Annotated in this window: 19 protein-coding genes; 7 read left to right on the top strand and 12 right to left on the bottom strand. The window is 55.6% G+C overall.

Annotated features, from left to right (window positions below; translation table 11 throughout):
* Window positions 1-27: 27 nt before the first annotated feature.
* The 6 genes from Q1B13_RS17350 to Q1B13_RS17325 all read right to left on the bottom strand — a co-directional run bounded on the left by Q1B13_RS17350 (window position 28) and on the right by Q1B13_RS17325 (window position 5,399).
* Window positions 28-1,227: a TCR/Tet family MFS transporter gene (locus tag Q1B13_RS17350; RefSeq protein WP_299082600.1), complete on the bottom strand. Its 1,200-nt coding sequence runs from the start codon at window positions 1,225-1,227 to the stop codon at window positions 28-30.
* 113 nt (window positions 1,228-1,340) lie between these two features.
* The gene (locus Q1B13_RS17345) at window positions 1,341-2,054 is read right to left on the bottom strand and encodes an alpha/beta fold hydrolase (RefSeq protein WP_299082599.1); all 714 of its coding nucleotides are present in this window, start codon (window positions 2,052-2,054) and stop codon (window positions 1,341-1,343) included.
* 12 nt (window positions 2,055-2,066) lie between these two features.
* Window positions 2,067-2,855, bottom strand: a complete 789-nt coding sequence (gene pcaD, locus Q1B13_RS17340) for a 3-oxoadipate enol-lactonase (RefSeq protein ID WP_299082598.1) — start codon at window positions 2,853-2,855, stop codon at window positions 2,067-2,069.
* 59 nt (window positions 2,856-2,914) lie between these two features.
* Window positions 2,915-3,889, bottom strand: coding sequence for a threonine/serine dehydratase (locus Q1B13_RS17335; RefSeq protein WP_299082597.1), 975 nt, complete (start codon window positions 3,887-3,889; stop codon window positions 2,915-2,917).
* Entirely contained in the window at window positions 3,886-4,713 is an 828-nt protein-coding gene (locus tag Q1B13_RS17330) for an alpha/beta hydrolase (RefSeq protein WP_299082595.1), read from the bottom strand. The genes Q1B13_RS17335 and Q1B13_RS17330 overlap by 4 nt, the downstream gene beginning before the upstream one ends.
* A complete protein-coding gene (locus tag Q1B13_RS17325) occupies window positions 4,713-5,399 on the bottom strand; it encodes a haloacid dehalogenase type II (RefSeq protein ID WP_299082594.1) in 687 nt (228 codons plus the stop codon). The genes Q1B13_RS17330 and Q1B13_RS17325 overlap by 1 nt, the downstream gene beginning before the upstream one ends.
* Before the next feature lie 124 nt (window positions 5,400-5,523).
* On the opposite strand from Q1B13_RS17325, the gene Q1B13_RS17320 reads away from it, so the two are divergent.
* Window positions 5,524-5,952, top strand: coding sequence for a peptidylprolyl isomerase (locus tag Q1B13_RS17320; RefSeq protein WP_298936566.1), 429 nt, complete (start codon window positions 5,524-5,526; stop codon window positions 5,950-5,952).
* A 20-nt stretch (window positions 5,953-5,972) separates the two neighbouring features.
* Here the strand turns inward: Q1B13_RS17320 and Q1B13_RS17315 are convergent, their stop codons facing one another.
* From Q1B13_RS17315 to fabA, 4 genes are read right to left on the bottom strand one after another with little or no spacing between them, the layout of a single operon-like run.
* Window positions 5,973-6,152 (bottom strand): hypothetical protein, encoded by a 180-nt coding sequence (locus tag Q1B13_RS17315; protein WP_299082593.1) that lies wholly within the window; start codon window positions 6,150-6,152, stop codon window positions 5,973-5,975.
* 58 nt (window positions 6,153-6,210) lie between these two features.
* Window positions 6,211-7,002: an enoyl-ACP reductase gene (locus tag Q1B13_RS17310; protein ID WP_299082592.1), complete on the bottom strand. Its 792-nt coding sequence runs from the start codon at window positions 7,000-7,002 to the stop codon at window positions 6,211-6,213.
* A gap of 5 nt (window positions 7,003-7,007) precedes the next feature.
* A complete protein-coding gene (gene fabB, locus Q1B13_RS17305; protein WP_299082591.1) occupies window positions 7,008-8,237 on the bottom strand; it encodes a beta-ketoacyl-ACP synthase I in 1,230 nt (409 codons plus the stop codon).
* A gap of 33 nt (window positions 8,238-8,270) precedes the next feature.
* Window positions 8,271-8,780, bottom strand: a complete 510-nt coding sequence (gene fabA / locus Q1B13_RS17300) for a bifunctional 3-hydroxydecanoyl-ACP dehydratase/trans-2-decenoyl-ACP isomerase (RefSeq protein WP_298936570.1) — start codon at window positions 8,778-8,780, stop codon at window positions 8,271-8,273.
* 188 nt (window positions 8,781-8,968) lie between these two features.
* Between fabA and irrA the strand changes: the two genes are divergently transcribed.
* Window positions 8,969-9,385 carry an iron response transcriptional regulator IrrA gene (gene irrA, locus Q1B13_RS17295; RefSeq protein WP_298936571.1) on the top strand — a complete coding sequence of 139 codons (417 nt, stop codon included), beginning with the start codon at window positions 8,969-8,971 and terminating at the stop codon, window positions 9,383-9,385.
* On the opposite strand, the gene Q1B13_RS17290 is transcribed toward irrA, so the two are convergent.
* Window positions 9,363-10,286 carry a LysR family transcriptional regulator gene (locus Q1B13_RS17290; protein ID WP_299082589.1) on the bottom strand — a complete coding sequence of 308 codons (924 nt, stop codon included), beginning with the start codon at window positions 10,284-10,286 and terminating at the stop codon, window positions 9,363-9,365. The genes irrA and Q1B13_RS17290 overlap by 23 nt on opposite strands.
* An 86-nt stretch (window positions 10,287-10,372) precedes the next feature.
* Here Q1B13_RS17290 and Q1B13_RS17285 point away from each other — a divergent pair, with 86 nt between their 5' ends.
* Window positions 10,373-11,170 (top strand): phytanoyl-CoA dioxygenase family protein, encoded by a 798-nt coding sequence (locus tag Q1B13_RS17285; protein ID WP_299082587.1) that lies wholly within the window; start codon window positions 10,373-10,375, stop codon window positions 11,168-11,170.
* A 5-nt stretch (window positions 11,171-11,175) separates the two neighbouring features.
* On the opposite strand, the gene Q1B13_RS17280 is transcribed toward Q1B13_RS17285, so the two are convergent.
* A complete protein-coding gene (locus Q1B13_RS17280) occupies window positions 11,176-12,039 on the bottom strand; it encodes a hypothetical protein (protein WP_299082585.1) in 864 nt (287 codons plus the stop codon).
* Between the two features lie 122 nt (window positions 12,040-12,161).
* On the opposite strand from Q1B13_RS17280, the gene miaB reads away from it, so the two are divergent.
* From miaB to ybeY, 4 genes are all read left to right on the top strand, one after another.
* A complete protein-coding gene (miaB, locus tag Q1B13_RS17275) occupies window positions 12,162-13,481 on the top strand; it encodes a tRNA (N6-isopentenyl adenosine(37)-C2)-methylthiotransferase MiaB (protein ID WP_299082583.1) in 1,320 nt (439 codons plus the stop codon).
* A 180-nt stretch (window positions 13,482-13,661) separates the two neighbouring features.
* A complete protein-coding gene (locus Q1B13_RS17270; RefSeq protein WP_299082581.1) occupies window positions 13,662-14,426 on the top strand; it encodes an outer membrane beta-barrel protein in 765 nt (254 codons plus the stop codon).
* Between the two features lie 123 nt (window positions 14,427-14,549).
* Window positions 14,550-15,572, top strand: coding sequence for a PhoH family protein (locus tag Q1B13_RS17265; RefSeq protein WP_298936577.1), 1,023 nt, complete (start codon window positions 14,550-14,552; stop codon window positions 15,570-15,572).
* A gap of 37 nt (window positions 15,573-15,609) precedes the next feature.
* Window positions 15,610-16,104 carry an rRNA maturation RNase YbeY gene (gene ybeY, locus Q1B13_RS17260; RefSeq protein ID WP_298936578.1) on the top strand — a complete coding sequence of 165 codons (495 nt, stop codon included), beginning with the start codon at window positions 15,610-15,612 and terminating at the stop codon, window positions 16,102-16,104.
* Window positions 16,105-16,140 lie beyond the last annotated feature (36 nt).

Here is a 16,140-nt window from a genome sequence, read left to right as displayed (position 1 = left end):
GCGGAAACCGTCAACAAAATGTCGTTGTTACACAACGACCGGGCGGGCTCGCCAAAAAAGGATGAATCCGGCCAACATTAGCCCCAGTGCAAGCAGGAACGGAGCCCCGGGCAGGTAGATGGCGGCGTCTGGTTTGATAAACTGCGCAAATATGCTGGTCATCAAAAGCGGGGATATCACCATCGACAACGCATGCAGGGCGGTTAGAACCCCTTGCAGTTCGCCTTGTTGAGAGTCCGGTGTGGCGCGGGACATCATTGCTTGCAGGGCAGGCGTGATTACGGCCCCCAAGGCCGTGATGGGGATAAGCATCAAGGCGATTGTACCGTTGGTCAAAAAGGCCAGCAGGGCAAAGCTGACGATCTCGAATATCATCCCGTAAACGATTGTCATTCTTTCACCAAGATACCGGGTTGCCGGTCGGATCAATCCGCCCTGAACCGCCGCCATCCCGATGCCATAGACCCCCAAAGACAATCCGATCATCTGCGGTGACCAGCCAAAGCGCTCGGTCGTGAAATAGGACCATATGGCTGGATACACGTAGATTGAGACTGAATAGAGGAAGTAGACCCATAGCATTGGCCGTATTCCGGGCAGGGCTGCAATGGCTTTTAGTGAATTCACAGGGTTTGCACGTCGCAGATTGAACGGACGTCGCGTTTTGTCTGTAACGGTTTCCGGCATCACCAAAACGCCGATTCCGAATATCATTGCTGAAAGGCCGGCCGCCGCCCAAAACGGCGCGCGCGTTCCAAACTCACTCAGCAATCCGCCAATCACGGGGCCGAGGACAAAACCGATGCCAAATGCGGCACCGATCAACCCAAAATTCGCGGCCTTTTCATGGGGTTTCGACACGTCTGCCATGAACGCGGCCGCTGTAGAATGGGTGGCGGCCGTGATGCCACCAACTAATCGGCCGATCAGCAAAAGCCAGATACTGCCAGCGATTGCCATCACCACATAGTCCAGAGCCATGACAAAAAGGGAGACAAGCAAAACGGTGCGCCGCCCATAAGCGTCGGACAGGTTGCCCAGTATGGGGCCAAACACGAACTGCATAGCGGCAAAGGCGGTGCTGAGAATGCCACCCCAGATCGCGGCATTGGCGAGCGTACCGCCCTGCACCTCGACAATCAGCTGTGGCATGATCGGCAGCACCAGGCCTATGCCCATGGCGTCAATCATGACTGTACTGAGAACAAAGACAAAAGGGAGGCGCATGAAAACCGCTGATGTGGACCGTCTGCGGCACAGTATGCACAGTTAGGGCCGCAGGGAAGAGAGCCTTTGAAATCTGGCCACTAACGTTCCGTAACAACCCGATTGGCGCGTGTTTATAGCTTGCCTTCTATCTCGTTTAATATCTCTGCCAACCTTTGAGGATGCGAGAAAAACGCCGAATGTGAGCTGTTGATTGTGTAGCGCAGATCCGCAGGTACGTCGTCACTCATCTGCTTTTGATATTCGGTCGGGACGGTCCGGTCGTCGGTACTGCGGATATAAGCCTTGGGAACCTTCTGGAATTTGGTGCTTAGGGGAAGCGGCGTGTTCTGAGGTTTGATGGGCTGTGGGGACAACCGGGCAAAAGCGAAGGGTAAAACTTCCGGCGCACAGTCGTGATAAAAAAGGTCCTGAACGTAATCGGGACGGACGGTGTATGACAAGCCGTCAGCAGACTTTTCGACTGCGTCCACAATGGTTTGCTGCGGGCCGTTTTTACGCATTTCGATCATCGACATGCCGTCATGGGGAACATAGGCGCTCAGGTAGATCAAGGCGCGCATGGCCTCGGGCTGCGCCTCGGCGGCAGCGCTGATCGGATAGCCGCCCCAGGAATGACCGACGATAATTGAGTTTTGCGACGAGGCCGCCAGAACCGCATCGCGGCAGCTGTCCAGCGTCACTTCGGATATGGGTGTCGGGTCCGAACCATGGCTGGGCAGATCAATAGCCCGTGCAACATGGCCCATCGATTCAAGTTGGGGAATCAGATCACGCCAGCACCAGGCGCCGTGACAAGACCCGTGAATCAAAAGGAAACTGGCCAAAATAGTGCTCCTTTAAATGTGACCGATTTCGGTCAAAAACTGTGTCAGCAGACTGGCATATTCTACAGGTTTTTCGACGCAAGGCAGATGCCCGGCGCGGCGCATCAGTTCGAAACGGGACCCAGGGATCAGGTCAATGGTCTCACGCACCAGATCCGGTGGTGTTGATCCGTCTTCGCTGCCAGCGATGCCCAACGAGGGCAGGCGCAATCCGCTGGTTGGAGTGTAAAAGTCTGTACCTGCAATCGCAGCGCAGCACCCCAGATAGCCGTCTACTGGTTGACGGACCATCATATTGCGCCACGAAAGATGGTCGTCTGATGCGCGAAAGTCACGCGTAAACCACCGCTCCATGGTGGCGTCTGCCAATGCTTCAATTCCGCCCGAACGGACAGCCGTCATACGATCTTGCCAGATCGAAGGTGTGCCGATCTTAGCCGCCGTGTTCGACAAGACCAAAGCGCGGATTTGATCCATTCGTTTGACCGCCAGACCTTGCGCAATCATTCCGCCAATGGATAGCCCGACAAAGACGCAATCGCGAACTTCAAGGTGGTCTAGCAGCGCCTCGGCATCGCGGATCAGGGCGCCCATTGAATATGGGGCAGGAGGGGCAGATGACAGCCCATGTCCGCGTTTGTCATACCGGATGATCCGCAATCCCTTGGGCAAATGCGGCAGAACATCATCCCAAAGGCGCATATCGGTTCCCAGCGAATTGGCAAACACAACCGGCGCACCGCCTGCCGTGCCATCAACCTGGCAATGTAAGTGCACGTCACCAAGATCAGCGATCATCATATCTTAAATCCTTGTCGCCAAGACTTGTGCGGCCAGAGTGCACCGCCTGCACGCGATTGTCAGGTCAGGAATTCCAACGCACGGGCAAAAACTTCGGGATCGGTATTGCCACCCGAGGCGACGACGATGACGTCGTCACCTTCAATGTCGTTCTTGCGGAATAGGGCAGAGGCCAGGGCTACGGCGCCGCCGGGTTCCAATACGATCTTAAGGCGCAGAAATGCCTGCGCCACGGCCCGCAAGGCTTCTTCTTCAGTGACGGACAATCCGGGGCCGCACAAACGGCGCAGAATCGGAAAGGTGATATCACCTGGCTGCGGTGTCAGGATAGCATCGCAAATATTGCCCGAAGCCGCATTGTTGTTCTGGATCTGACCGGCTGCCAACGAACGCTTTACATCGTCAAACCCTTCGGGCTCGCAAGGGCGCGCGCGCATTCCCGGTGCATGTTTTTCCAATGCCAACGCAATGCCCGAGGTCAATCCGCCTCCGCCGCAGCAGATCAGTACGTCGGCGGCGGTCACGCCCAATTCTTCGGCTTGCCGGGCGATTTCCAAGCCGGTAGTGCCTTGTCCCGCAATCACCTGGGGTTCGTCATAGGGTCGGATCAGGGTTAGGCCACGCTCGGCTGCCAGCGCCTCACCAATTTCTTCACGGCTTTCCTTGGCCCTGTCATACAAAACCACCTCGCCGCCAAGTGCCTTTGTATTGTCGATCTTAAGTTGCGGTGCATCAGACGGCATCACAATAACCGAAGTGACGCCATGTTTTGCGGCGGCCAAGGCGACACCTTGCGCGTGATTACCTGAGGAATAGGCAATCACCCCACGCTGACGTTCTTCCGCGCCAAGCGCGGAAATGGCAGACCACGCGCCCCGAAACTTGAAACTGCCCGTATGCTGCAGGCATTCGGGTTTCACAAAAACTCGGCGGCCTGCGATTTCATCCAGAAATGGTGAGGTCAGCAGTGGCGTTTCCCGGACGTTGCCTTTTAGTCTTTCGGCGGCGGCTTCGATCAGATCAATGGTGCTCATATGGCGTTCAATACCTTGCGAATAACGTCAAGTGACTGTGGTTCGTTCAAAAACGGGACATGCCCACGATCGGGGACTTCGGCTGAGATCATGTCCGGGTGGCGGGCATGCATCTCGGTCACCGTGCCGCGACTCAGAAGGTCCGAATTCGCACCTCGGATCACTCCGGTCGGCAGCCCCCGCAGCGCCTCAAACAATGGCCACATATCAGGTATCACCCCGCTTGCCGCTTGTTCTTGCAGGGCCTTTCCAAGCGCCGGGTCGTAGCGCACCCCAAGGCTGCCGCCTTGTTCTTTAAACTGGAACTCTGCCTGCTTGCGCCAAATTTCAAGGGCGACGCCGGGAAATTGCGGCTCCATCAGTGTTTTGAGAACGGCCGCGGCATCGTCATAAGACTTTGAAGTGGGTCGGGCACCAACGTATCCGATGATTTTGGCGATGCCCGCTGGTTCGATAACCGGACCAACGTCATTTAGAACAACACCCGCCAGACGATCCGGATGGCTGGCGGCCAGTGCCATGGCGATCAGGCCCCCTCGGGATGTTCCCAGAATCGACACTTTCTGCAGGCCCAGATGATCCAGAAGTTCGATCACGTCCTGAGCTTCGCGCGGCACGTTATAGTTCGAATAGTTCGGATCGTATTCCGATCGTCCGCGTCCGCGATAATCCATCGCAATCATGCGCAGGTCGGTTGCATGCGGTGCAAAAAACGAAAAATCGCGGCTGTTTCGGGTCAACCCGGACAGACACAGAATTGGTGCACCTGTTCCAGTTTCTTCAAAGAATATCCGGATGTTGTCGGAGGTTGTGAAGTCAGCCATCAAAGCCCTGCTAACTTGGGAATTGAGGTCAGGTCAGACAGCACATGCGCAGGGGTCCACGGAAGGCGATCCATCGGCTCGGCTGCTCGATTGACCCACGCCGTCAAGAAGCCATAGCCGCTTGCACCTGCAGCGTCCCACCCGTTTGAGCTGACGAACAGAACCTCATCGCGTTCGCAGCCGAATCTCTCCTGCACCAGATCGTAAACTCGCGCATGGGGTTTGAATACGCCAACGCTTTCGACGGATAGAACGTCATCCAACACATGGCCTATTCCAGCGGATTTTACAGCGCCGTCCAACATCGGAGGCGAGCCGTTTGACAGGATCGCGGTTTGCAAACCACCCTCCTTCAGGTCGGTCAGCATTTCCGGCACTTCGGGATAGGCGCGCAATCCCCAATACAGGTCCAAAAGGCGCTGACGCAGATTTGTGTCGCCTTGCAGACCGGTCGCTTCCAAGGCCCAATCTAGACCATCTTGTGTGACGTCCCAGAAATCGGCATGAGCGTCAGCAACGGCTCGCAGCCAGGTGTATTGCAGCTGCTTCAAGCGCCAATGGCCCGCGAGATCTGGCCATTTGTTCTGCAAAGCCTCGAACCCCGGTTCCGTTGCGGCCTGACGCGCTGCAGCAGCGACGTCGAATAGTGTGCCATAGGCATCGAATACACAGGTCTTGATTGCCATCTGCCTCTCCCTTGCTGAGCCGCAAACTGGCACAAGATATGAGGGCGTTAAAGGGCCAAGGGTTTACATCATGGTGTCAGCGCCTAGGGTTGGCCGTTCAACGCACAAGAGGCCGGAGGCCCATATGACCGAAATCAAACAAGGCGACACCGTTCGCATCCACTATACCGGTACTCTGTTGGATGGGAACGTCTTTGACAGTTCCGAAGGGCGCGATCCGCTGGAGTTCGTCGTTGGGTCCGAGCAGATTATTCCTGGTCTGGACAGTGCAATGCCCGGTCTTTCGGTTGGTGAGAAGAAGCGGGTCGAGATCGCCTGTGTTGACGCCTACGGTCCGATCAATCCTGGAATGCGGCAGGATGTGCCGCGCGAAGGCATTCCGGATGATATCCCGCTGGATCCGGGCACTCAGCTACAGATGCAGACGCCCGATGGTCAAACTTTGCCGGTCACGATTGTCGACGCCAACGAAGCGACCGTGACCCTTGATGCAAATCATCCCCTAGCCGGGCAGGATCTGGTGTTTGAAATCGAGGTTGTTTCGATCAACTGACGCGCAGGATGTTGGGTTTCTTACCCAAACAGCGCTTCAATCGCCGCGCGAACAGGTGGCTGCGTCATGAAAACGAAAAGCAGCAGCAGCGAGGTGAGCGTCAGCAGCAAAACTCTGGCGCGATTCCCAAGAAAACCCGATTTTCTCCGGCCACGCGACGCGCGCGCATTGTTTGCAATGATTTGGTCTAGCTTGTTCATACCGAAATCCTGCCGCTGAAAGATGGTTAAATCTTGGCAGCGGCAGGGAAATTTATCGTCACATGAAATCAGGTTGTGGCATACCGAGCACATGGAACCCGCCATCAACGCGGATAATTTCACCGGATGTGCACGCGCCAGCATCTGACGTGAGATAAACGGCGGTCCCGCCAACAGCTTCAAGCGTTGCATTGGCTCGCATCGGTGCGTTCTGGTCGCAGAACTTGTACGTTCTACGCGCGCCACCGATTGCCGCCCCGGCAAGGGTTTTCATCGGTCCCGGCGAGATCGCGTTGACGCGAATGCCATCAGGGCCGAGGTCATTCGCAAGGTAGCGCGTCGCCGATTCAAGTGCAGCCTTAGCCACGCCCATAACGTTGTAGTTCGGCACAACCCGGTTTGATCCTTGATAGGTCAGGGTTAAAAGCGTTCCGCCATTTTCCGCCATCATCGGATGGGCGCGGCGCGCGACCTCGATGAAGGAATAGGCCGAGACATCCATTGAATGTTTGAAATTTGCGCGGGTGGTGTTCAAGAAGCGACCCGCAAGTTCGGATTTGTCTGAATAGGCAATCGCATGCACAACGAAATCAATCGTTGGCCACCGCGCGCCCAACTGTTCAAACGCGCGGTCCAGCGACGCATCGTCAGTTACATCCGCATCGACCATGAAGTCACTGCCGAGACTTTGGGCCAGCGGTTCCAACCGCTTGCCGAATGCCTCGCCCTGATAGGTGAATGCCAGCTCGGCGCCAGCCTCGTGCATGGCCTTGGCAATACCCCACGCAATCGAGCGGTCATTTGCCACGCCCATGATCAGGCCGCGTTTACCCTTGAGAACTTCCGACATCACATTCACCCGTTATACTTTGACAGAACCATGGAACCGTTCGTGCCGCCAAAGCCGAAGCTGTTGGTCATCACGCTATCCAAGCCTGCGTTTTCAACTACTTGAGTTGCAATTTCACCGGGCAGGATGCCTTCGGCAAGTGTGTCGACATTGATCGACGGAGTAATAAAGTCATGGCGCAGCATCAGCAGACAGAAGATTGCCTCGAGCGCACCGGCCGCGCCCTGAGCGTGACCTGTCATCGATTTGGTTGATGAAATCGGAGGTACACTGCCTTCGCCAAAGATACGGCGAACAGCCTCAACCTCACCCACATCGCCGACCGGGGTCGAGGTACCGTGGGCATTGATGTAGTCAACCTTCCGGCCTTCTGGCACGGTCGACAGCGCCAGGCGCATCGCCCGCTCGCCGCCTTCACCGGAGGGGGCGACCATGTCGTGACCATCGGATGTTGCTGCAAAGCCGGTTACTTCGGCGTAGATATCAGCACCACGCGCCAGTGCGTGTTCCAGTTCTTCCAGAACAACGATACCGCCGCCACCCGAAATCACGAACCCGTCGCGATCCTGATCGAACGCGCGTGAGGCTTTCTCGGGTGTGTCATTGTATTTGGACGACATCGCGCCCATGGCGTCGAACAGGCAGGAAAGAGTCCAGTTCAGTTCTTCTCCACCGCCCGCAAACATGATATCTTGCTTGCCCATCATGATCTGTTCGGCCGCATTGCCCATACAGTGCAGCGACGTCGAGCAGGCCGAGGTGATCGAGTAGTTGATCCCTTTGATCTTGAATGCAGTCGCCAGATTGGCCGAAATCGTTGAACACATGCATTTCGGAACGGCAAACGGACCTATCCGTTTGGTGGCGCCGTTTTTCAATACGGTCTGATGCGCGGTAAGCATGGCGCTTGTAGAAGGTCCACCAGAACCCGCGACAAGACCGGCGCGTGGGTTTGAAACCTGATCTTCGGTCAGCCCCGCATCTGCGATTGCCTGTGTCATCGCGATATGAGCATAGGCCGCGCCTGGCCCCATGAACCGCAGGGTCCGTTTGTCCACATGTGCGGCCACGTCGATGTTGATTGATCCGGCGATCTGGCTGCGAAAGCCATGTTCGACCATCTGCTCATTGGCCTCGATGCCAGACTTGCCAGCCTTGAGAGAGGCCAGAACTTCTTCGGCATTGTTCCCGATAGAGGAAACCACCCCCAAACCGGTGACAACTACTCGACGCATGTGCGTGCTCCTTATTTCAGGCCAGTCCGGCGCTTAGGCTTCGGACAGAACGACTTTCATGTCTTTGACGTCGTAAATCATTTCGCCGTCTGCTTCGACGATACCATCCGCCACACCCATGGTCAGGCGACGCGTCTGGATCGCTTTTTTGAAGTCTATCTTATAAGTCAGCATCTTGCGATCAGGCCGCACCATACCGGTCAGCTTCACCTCGCCGACGCCAACCGCCATACCGCGCCCCTGCCAGCCGCGCCAACCCAGATTGAAGCCCGTCAATTGCCAAAGACCGTCCAGCCCCAGACAGCCCGGCATGATCGGATTTCCAGGGAAGTGACAGTCAAAAAACCAAAGGTCAGGTGTAATGTCGAATTCCGCAACAATATGACCTTTGCCATGAGCACCGCCATCTTCCGAAACATCTGTAATCCGGTCCATCATCAGCATCGGCGGAGCAGGCAACTGCGCGTTGCCGGGGCCGAATAATTCGCCACGGGCGCATTTCAGCAGATCATCCTTGTCAAAGCTGCTCGGGAATTGGGCCATTCTGCCGCCTCTCCTGCCAGGGGTCTGTTCGTTACATCTGGCCTCGTCTAGCACCCGTATGCAAGGTCCTGCAAGTGCAGCGCGTGACATGATGTTTTGCGGGTGACATTCTTTGCGAATGAATTTCATTTGAAATTACCGACTGAGCGACCCTATATATAGTATCAGCAAAAACGGGTATCGGATTGATGACACCTCAGAGCCGGAACATCGCGACAAACTGGTTGGAAAACGCCGGATTACGCCCGACGCGTCAGCGTGTGGCTTTGGCCGAACTGTTGGTGGGTGACGGTCGCCATCGGCATGTCACAGCCGAAAGCCTGTTTGAATCGGCAAAAACAAACGGCGACGCTGTGTCGCTTGCAACGGTATACAATACGCTGCGCGCATTTTGCGATGCTGGCGTGCTACAAGAGATCACGGTGGACGGCTCAAAAAGCTATTTTGATACGAACACGCATGATCATCCGCATTTCTTCTGGGAAGACGAAGCCCGCCTGAGTGACGCGCCTTCGGAAGAGCTGGTTATTCAGCGTTTGCCTGAAGCCCCCGAAGGGGTTGAGATCGCATCTGTCGATGTGGTCATCCGACTTCGTAAGAAGTAGCGATCGGCTTCGCCCGCAGGCACTCGATCAAAACCCTCTCGGCAGTCTCGATAGTCGCATCAATCGGCCCAGTCCCGTGATGTGCCAGAACAACGGCCTCGGACGCATCTGAGTTGGTGATTGGTAAGCTGACCAGCGGTTTGTCACCATAGCTGTCACTGTCGGGCGGATTGGCATAGCTGATACCGATTCCTTCACCGTTCGCGGCCAGGCTGCGCTGCAGATCCAGCGATGCAGCCCGATGAGCGACCATTGGGTGCAATCCGTTGCGCCGAAACAGTCCCAATATGTGCTGCGCTGACAGACCTTCGGTCGACAGGATCAAAGGAAAGCCGGCTATGTCCGCCAGCGTAGTTTGCTTGGCGCTGGCCAACTGATGGTCGGGTGACACCAGTGCAAAAGGTCGATTGTCGAACAGCTTTTGCCTTACGAATCCTGCGTCCATGCTTAGGTCATAGGTGATTGCGATATCGATCTGTCCATCGATCAGCCCGCTCATCAATCGTTCGAACGGTTCAACCTTGTAGGACACCGCGACATCCGGCAAAGCCGCGCGCAGTTCTTGCAGTGTCGGTGCCAGATGAACTGGCGCCAAATCCGTGAACATACCCAACCGAATATGTGACGCGCCCTTTGTCGAGAGGTTTGGCGATTCAAGCTGTGCCGCCAGGGTCAGTACATCCTCGGCCTGTTCGATGAACTTCCGCCCTTGGGGCGTCAACGCCATGGCCGCCCCCCGCCGACGAATGAACAAAGGGTAGCCCAGATGCGATTCGACCCGCGTCAGCGCATTCGACAGGGCAGGTTGCGACACATTCAGGGTCAGGGCCGCGGCAGACAGGCTGCCATGCCGCCCGATGGCAGATACATATTCGTACTGGCGCAGAGAAATATATAACATGAAGTTAATACTATATTTGAAAGATATGATTTGAATAGAAGTATTGTTCCAGAGCAGAACATGAAGGCTATTGAAAGGAGCCTGAGATGCCGCACCCTCTTGTTACCCAAACCATGATCGATACCTATCAGACTGATGGCGTTGTTTTGGTCAAAGGGTTGTTTGCCGATCACGTGGACCAATTGCGCGATGGCGTCGCGGCGAACATGGCCGAACCCGGTCCCTATGCATCGGAGAACAAGAAGCAAGGCGAGTCTGGTCGGTTCTTTGACGATTATTGTAATTGGACGCGCATACCGCAGTTTCGTGAGGTGATAGAAACCTCCGCAGTGGCCGAGGTCGCAGCGGATCTGATGAATTCGCAAAGCGTGCAAATGTTTCACGATCATGTGTTGGTCAAAGAACCGGGCACGTCGATGGCAACGCCCTGGCATCAGGACGGCCCCTACTACTTTGTGGAAGGGCAACAGACAGTCAGTTTCTGGTCGCCGCTGGACCCCGTGAAACAAGCGACGCTGCGGTGTGTGGCCGGGTCGCATCGATGGGAAAAGGAAGTTCTACCAACGCGGTGGGTTTCAGAGGAAGGGTTTTTTCCGGATGAAGGCCAGTACATTCCTGCCCCTGATCCAGATGCAGAAGGGATGAAAGTCGTCGAATTCGAAATGGTGCCGGGCGATGCGGTGGCTTTCAACTACCGAACCTTGCACGGTGCACGCGGCAACCAGTCAGACAGCCGCCGCCGTGCGTTTTCGCTGCGGTTGGTTGGCGATGATGCGCGCTATGTCGAACGCCCCGGTCGTACATCACCACCGTTTCCCGGACATGAAATGACTCCAGGGCAACGCTTGCGCGAGGATTGGTTCCCGATACTACTACAGCGTTAAGGGGGTCAGAACCATTGCCCAGATTCGATCAGCCCTAAATCGAGTAGCTGGCGTGAGCTCCACTGGAACGGGACGGAGTTTCGCCAGCGAAAACTGGGAATGTCGAATGTGGACCCGGCGTTGCTTTTGAGAGCCTTTGCAGCCCTAAACGAACAAATAGCTGCCGTCATGTTGTGATGCCAGGGGCAGGAATAGGTGTTATATTCCGGTTCGTTAAAGGTGTGGTCCTGCAGAATTTCCAGACCCTTTCGGGACTTGAACAAAGCAATCCGGTCGATGCGCCGCCGTTCGTACGGGATGTGATCCTCGAACCGCCAGCGCAGGCCACCTGACATATCCAGCTGTCTTTCCAGCGGCTGTCCGGTCGGATCATGACGTGCGTGGGCATAATAACCAGTGCTGTCGAACATCGCCTGATCGGGTGCCACACCATTAGGGAAGCTGTTCAGGTCATCTGCGTACAGGTCGACGACGTGGCTAAGCATGGCGTTGCGGCGTTCTTCGCTGTGAAATGTCAGCATTTCTCCAACGCTGCGTGTTTCGCAAAAGGGAAAAAACAGATACTCGGCATTATAGCAGTAATACATCCAGATGCCGGGGGCCGCTTGGATGATCCGATTGATCGTCTCGAACACAACGGATCGCGGCGCGCATTTCATCGTCACGCGATGGATGCGTTCAGCCAGTTTGTCATCAAGTTGGAATTCGGCGGGCATAAACGCGATCAGAGACTTGAAGCCCAGGTTCAAATGATGACGCAAGGTCCCGTCCAGCTCCGTCTCATCTTCGGCAAAAACCATTGCGATGGGACCTTTTGCCAACGCGGCTTGGCCTGTTCTCAGAAAGTGATCGGGGGTTTCGTATTGCATCGCCGTTTTTCATTTGCGCCTTGCTGGAAAGTCCCGCCAAATTCGGGTAATTGCGCCTGCATTGCAAGCGGCGTTCGAAGCATATAGATGACGCCGATCCAGCGACTGCAAAGGCCCGATCCATGTCCGAACCGAAAAAGCTGTTTATCAAGACCTACGGTTGTCAGATGAATGTCTATGACAGCGAACGCATGGCCGAAGCGCTGGGCGGTCAGGGATATGTCGAAACCAAAAGCGCCGATGACGCGGATATGATCCTGCTAAATACTTGCCACATCCGGGAAAAGGCGGCCGAGAAGGTCTACTCGGAACTGGGCCGGTTCAAAGGCTTGAAGGCCGAAAAACCCGATCTGAAAATCGGGGTTGCAGGCTGCGTTGCACAGGCCGAAGGCCAGGAAATCATGCGCCGGCAGCCTCTGGTTGATTTGGTGGTCGGCCCTCAAAGCTATCACCGCCTGCCCGAGATGGAAGCCAAGACACGTGCGGGCGAAAAGGCGCTGGACACTGATTTCCCCGAAGAAGACAAGTTTGAGAAGCTGAAAAACCGCCCCAAAGCCAAGCGCGGGCCAACAGCATTTTTGACCGTGCAGGAAGGCTGCGATAAGTTTTGTGCCTTCTGCGTGGTGCCTTACACACGCGGATCCGAGGTGAGCCGCCCAGCTGATCGCATTCTGCGTGAGGCGCAGGATCTTGTTGAGCGCGGTGTGCGCGAGATCACGCTGCTTGGGCAAAACGTTAACGCCTATCATGGGGTTGGACCCGAAGGCGAAATGACGCTGGCCGGGCTGATCTGGCAATTGAACAAGGTCGACGGGTTGGAGCGTATTCGATTTACAACGTCGCATCCTAACGACATGGCGGATGATCTGATCGAAGCGCACGGCACTTGTGACAAGTTGATGCCCTATCTGCATCTGCCGGTTCAGTCGGGCTCGGACAAGATTCTGAAACGTATGAACCGCAGCCATACCTCTGACAGCTATTTACGCTTGATTGAACGGATTCGCGCCGCACGGCCCGATATTGTCATGTCTGGCGACTTTATTGTTGGGTTCCCGGAAGAGACCGAAGAAGATTTCCAGGCCACAATGGATCTCGTGGAAGAGGTCAAATACGGCTACGCGTATTCGTTCAAGTATTCGACGCGCCCCGGAACCCCGGCGGCAGAAAGGGCTCAGGTCGACCCGCAGGCAGCGGATGATCGGCTGCAACGCCTTCAGACCTTAATCACGCGCCACCAAAGGGAAATACAGGATTCAATGGTGGGTCGAACTGTTCGTGTTCTGTTTGAAAAGCCGGGTCGACTGCCCGGACAGATGGTCGGGAAATCCGAATACCTTCATTCGGTTCACGTTGTTGCGCCCGAGATTTCCATCGGTGACCTGCGCGAGGTTCGGATCACCGAATCTGGCACCAATTCTCTGGCAGGCGCGTTGCTGTAACTCGGAAACTATCCGCCGTTCAGATTCTATTAACGGTGGTTGTTTCCAAAATTTACCCTTGATTTATTGCTTGGATCTATGTTCCGAGGGAAGCCAGGTTTTTCTAGGTGACCAATTGGATGCCCAGTAAAACCATATTGCGCCGACCCGCGAACCGGGCCGGAGCCATGGAGGGTACGAGTGACAGTTCTTAAGAGCTTCGTTAGTCCGAGCGTCCGGCAAGCTTTGCCGGTCGCGTCGGTGGTTACACTTTTTGCCAGCGCGACCTTCGCCGGTGACCTTACTGGGAATTTGTCTGATCCGGACGTCGGAAGCCCCAAGCGTTTTGGCAGTGACGTCAGTGCGTTCTATCTTGGTCTAAGTGGTGGGTACGGCTCAGGCGGCGATGACCGCTTTGGCCTTAGGGCACCTGCTGGCGTGTTTGAAATCGGGGAACTGGATTTGACCGGATCCTACGGGGGGATTCGGGGTGGTTGGAGGGGCGTTCTGCCTACCAGCATTGGCCGCGACTACGTCTACGGCTTCGAAGTCGGGTATGATTTTGGCACTCTCGATGACAACGTCACCAATCAGATTGGAGGAGATACGGTTCAGGGCAGTAGCGCAATCTCGGACATATTGTCGTTGCGGATCAAAAACGGTCTGACGAATCGCAAGGGCAGTGTCCTTTACTTTGTCAGCTTGGGCTATGTGTGGGGCGACATTGAAACGACAAGCAGCATCACATCCGGGTCGTCGCGTCAGGCGTTTGAAGATTCTGATCGCAGAGGCGGCTTTTCAGCCAGCATCGGGGCAGAACACAAGCTAAGCGACAATTGGTCGATTACTGGCGAGTACGAATACGTTCAGTTCCAATCGAAAGATGTCCAGTTCAACTCGAATTTTTCGACGAAATCGACACCCAGCTATCGCGGGCTGCGATTTGGTTTGAACTACGCTTTCTAGCCTCATTCGCCAGCAACGGGTCGGCGGTTTTGTCATTGGCTCAGTTATTTTTGATTCTGTGGCTTGCGTCCACCAAGAATTGTTGTCTACGCTTGAGGTGAACCGCCAAGACAGGAGAACGGATTGGCCATCGGTGCCCTTACCCCACCGCAGGATGAAATGCCCCAGCGCGAGGCGTTTGTTGAATTTCCAGACAACCGATTGTTGATTGACCTATGCGGTGAATACGACCGCAATCTGGCCGATATTGAACAGAAGCTATCTGTTCAGATTATTCGCCGCGGCAATCAGCTTGCAGTGATGGGCGACGAGGAGGCCCAGAAACACGCGATCGAAGTACTGCAATCGCTCTATGCCAGATTGGAAGGCGGCCGCGACGTGGAAGCTGCGGATGTTGATCGAGAACTTCGCATGGGCGGGTCCGAACAGGGAACCGGCAGTCGCGACGGCGACCAGCTTGAGATGTTCAAGGGCGGTACAGTTGAGATCAAGACACGCAAGAAGCTTGTGGAACCGCGGACGGATGCGCAGAAAGTCTATGTCCAATCGCTGTTCAATAACGAGCTTGCCTTTGGCATTGGCCCTGCCGGCACCGGTAAGACGTACCTCGCTGTTGCCGCTGGTGTTTCGATGTTCATCGGTGGGCATGTGGACCGGATCATCCTAAGCCGTCCTGCGGTCGAGGCCGGTGAAAAGCTGGGATATCTACCAGGTGACATGAAGGACAAGGTCGATCCGTACATGCAGCCGCTTTATGATGCGCTGAACGACTTTCTGCCCGGCAAACAGCTGGCCAAGCTGATTGAAGAAAAACGAATCGAAATTGCGCCGCTGGCCTTTATGCGCGGCCGAACGCTGGCCAATGCGTTTGTGGTGTTGGATGAGGCACAGAACGCCACAACCATGCAAATGAAAATGTTCCTGACCCGTTTGGGTGAAGGCAGCCGGATGGTGATTACGGGGGACCGCTCTCAGGTCGATCTGCCGCGAGGTGTGCAGTCGGGTCTCAAGGATGCGGAACGGCTGTTGAAGACCATTCCCAATGTCAGTTTCAACTACTTCACGTCTAAGGATGTGGTGCGCCATCCGCTTGTGGCAGCCATCATCGAGGCGTATGAGGCCGACGCGGGCCGTGAGACAAGTTGATTTCTGATCCCCGTATGTGGGGCGTTGGAACGGCAATATGAACTTGGAACTGACCATCGAGGATGAACGCTGGCACGGATTGGAAACCCTGTCTCTGCAAGCTGTGTCTGCAGTTTTGCTCTATTGTGAATTGGACCCGGATATCTGCGAGGTCAGTGTACTGGGCTGCGACGACACGCGCATTGCCGAGCTGAATGCCGAATTTCGCGAAAAACAGACCGCGACCAATGTACTCAGCTGGCCTGCCGAAGATCTTGCCGCAGACGTGCCCGGGCACAAACCGCTGCATCCCCAGCCAGATTTCACGGGCGAGATTGCGCTCGGAGACATTGCGATCTCTTACGATACCTGCAGTCGCGAAGCAGTAGAAGCGGGTAAATCCATGGATGATCACGTGACGCATTTGATCGTTCACGGGACGTTACATTTGCTGGGCTATGATCACATTCGTGACCCTGATGCCACCCTGATGGAAGAGGTTGAGGTCAAGATACTTGGCAAAATGGGTATTGATGACCCATATAATGGGTAAGGCGGGTTAATTCACCCGATCAACTGGAACAGGACA

Source organism: uncultured Ruegeria sp. (assembly GCF_947489545.1).
In the GTDB taxonomy this organism is placed as follows: domain Bacteria; phylum Pseudomonadota; class Alphaproteobacteria; order Rhodobacterales; family Rhodobacteraceae; genus Ruegeria.
The sequence above is the reverse complement of the archived record's forward strand: the minus strand, read 5'-3'. Positions and strand labels throughout refer to the sequence as shown.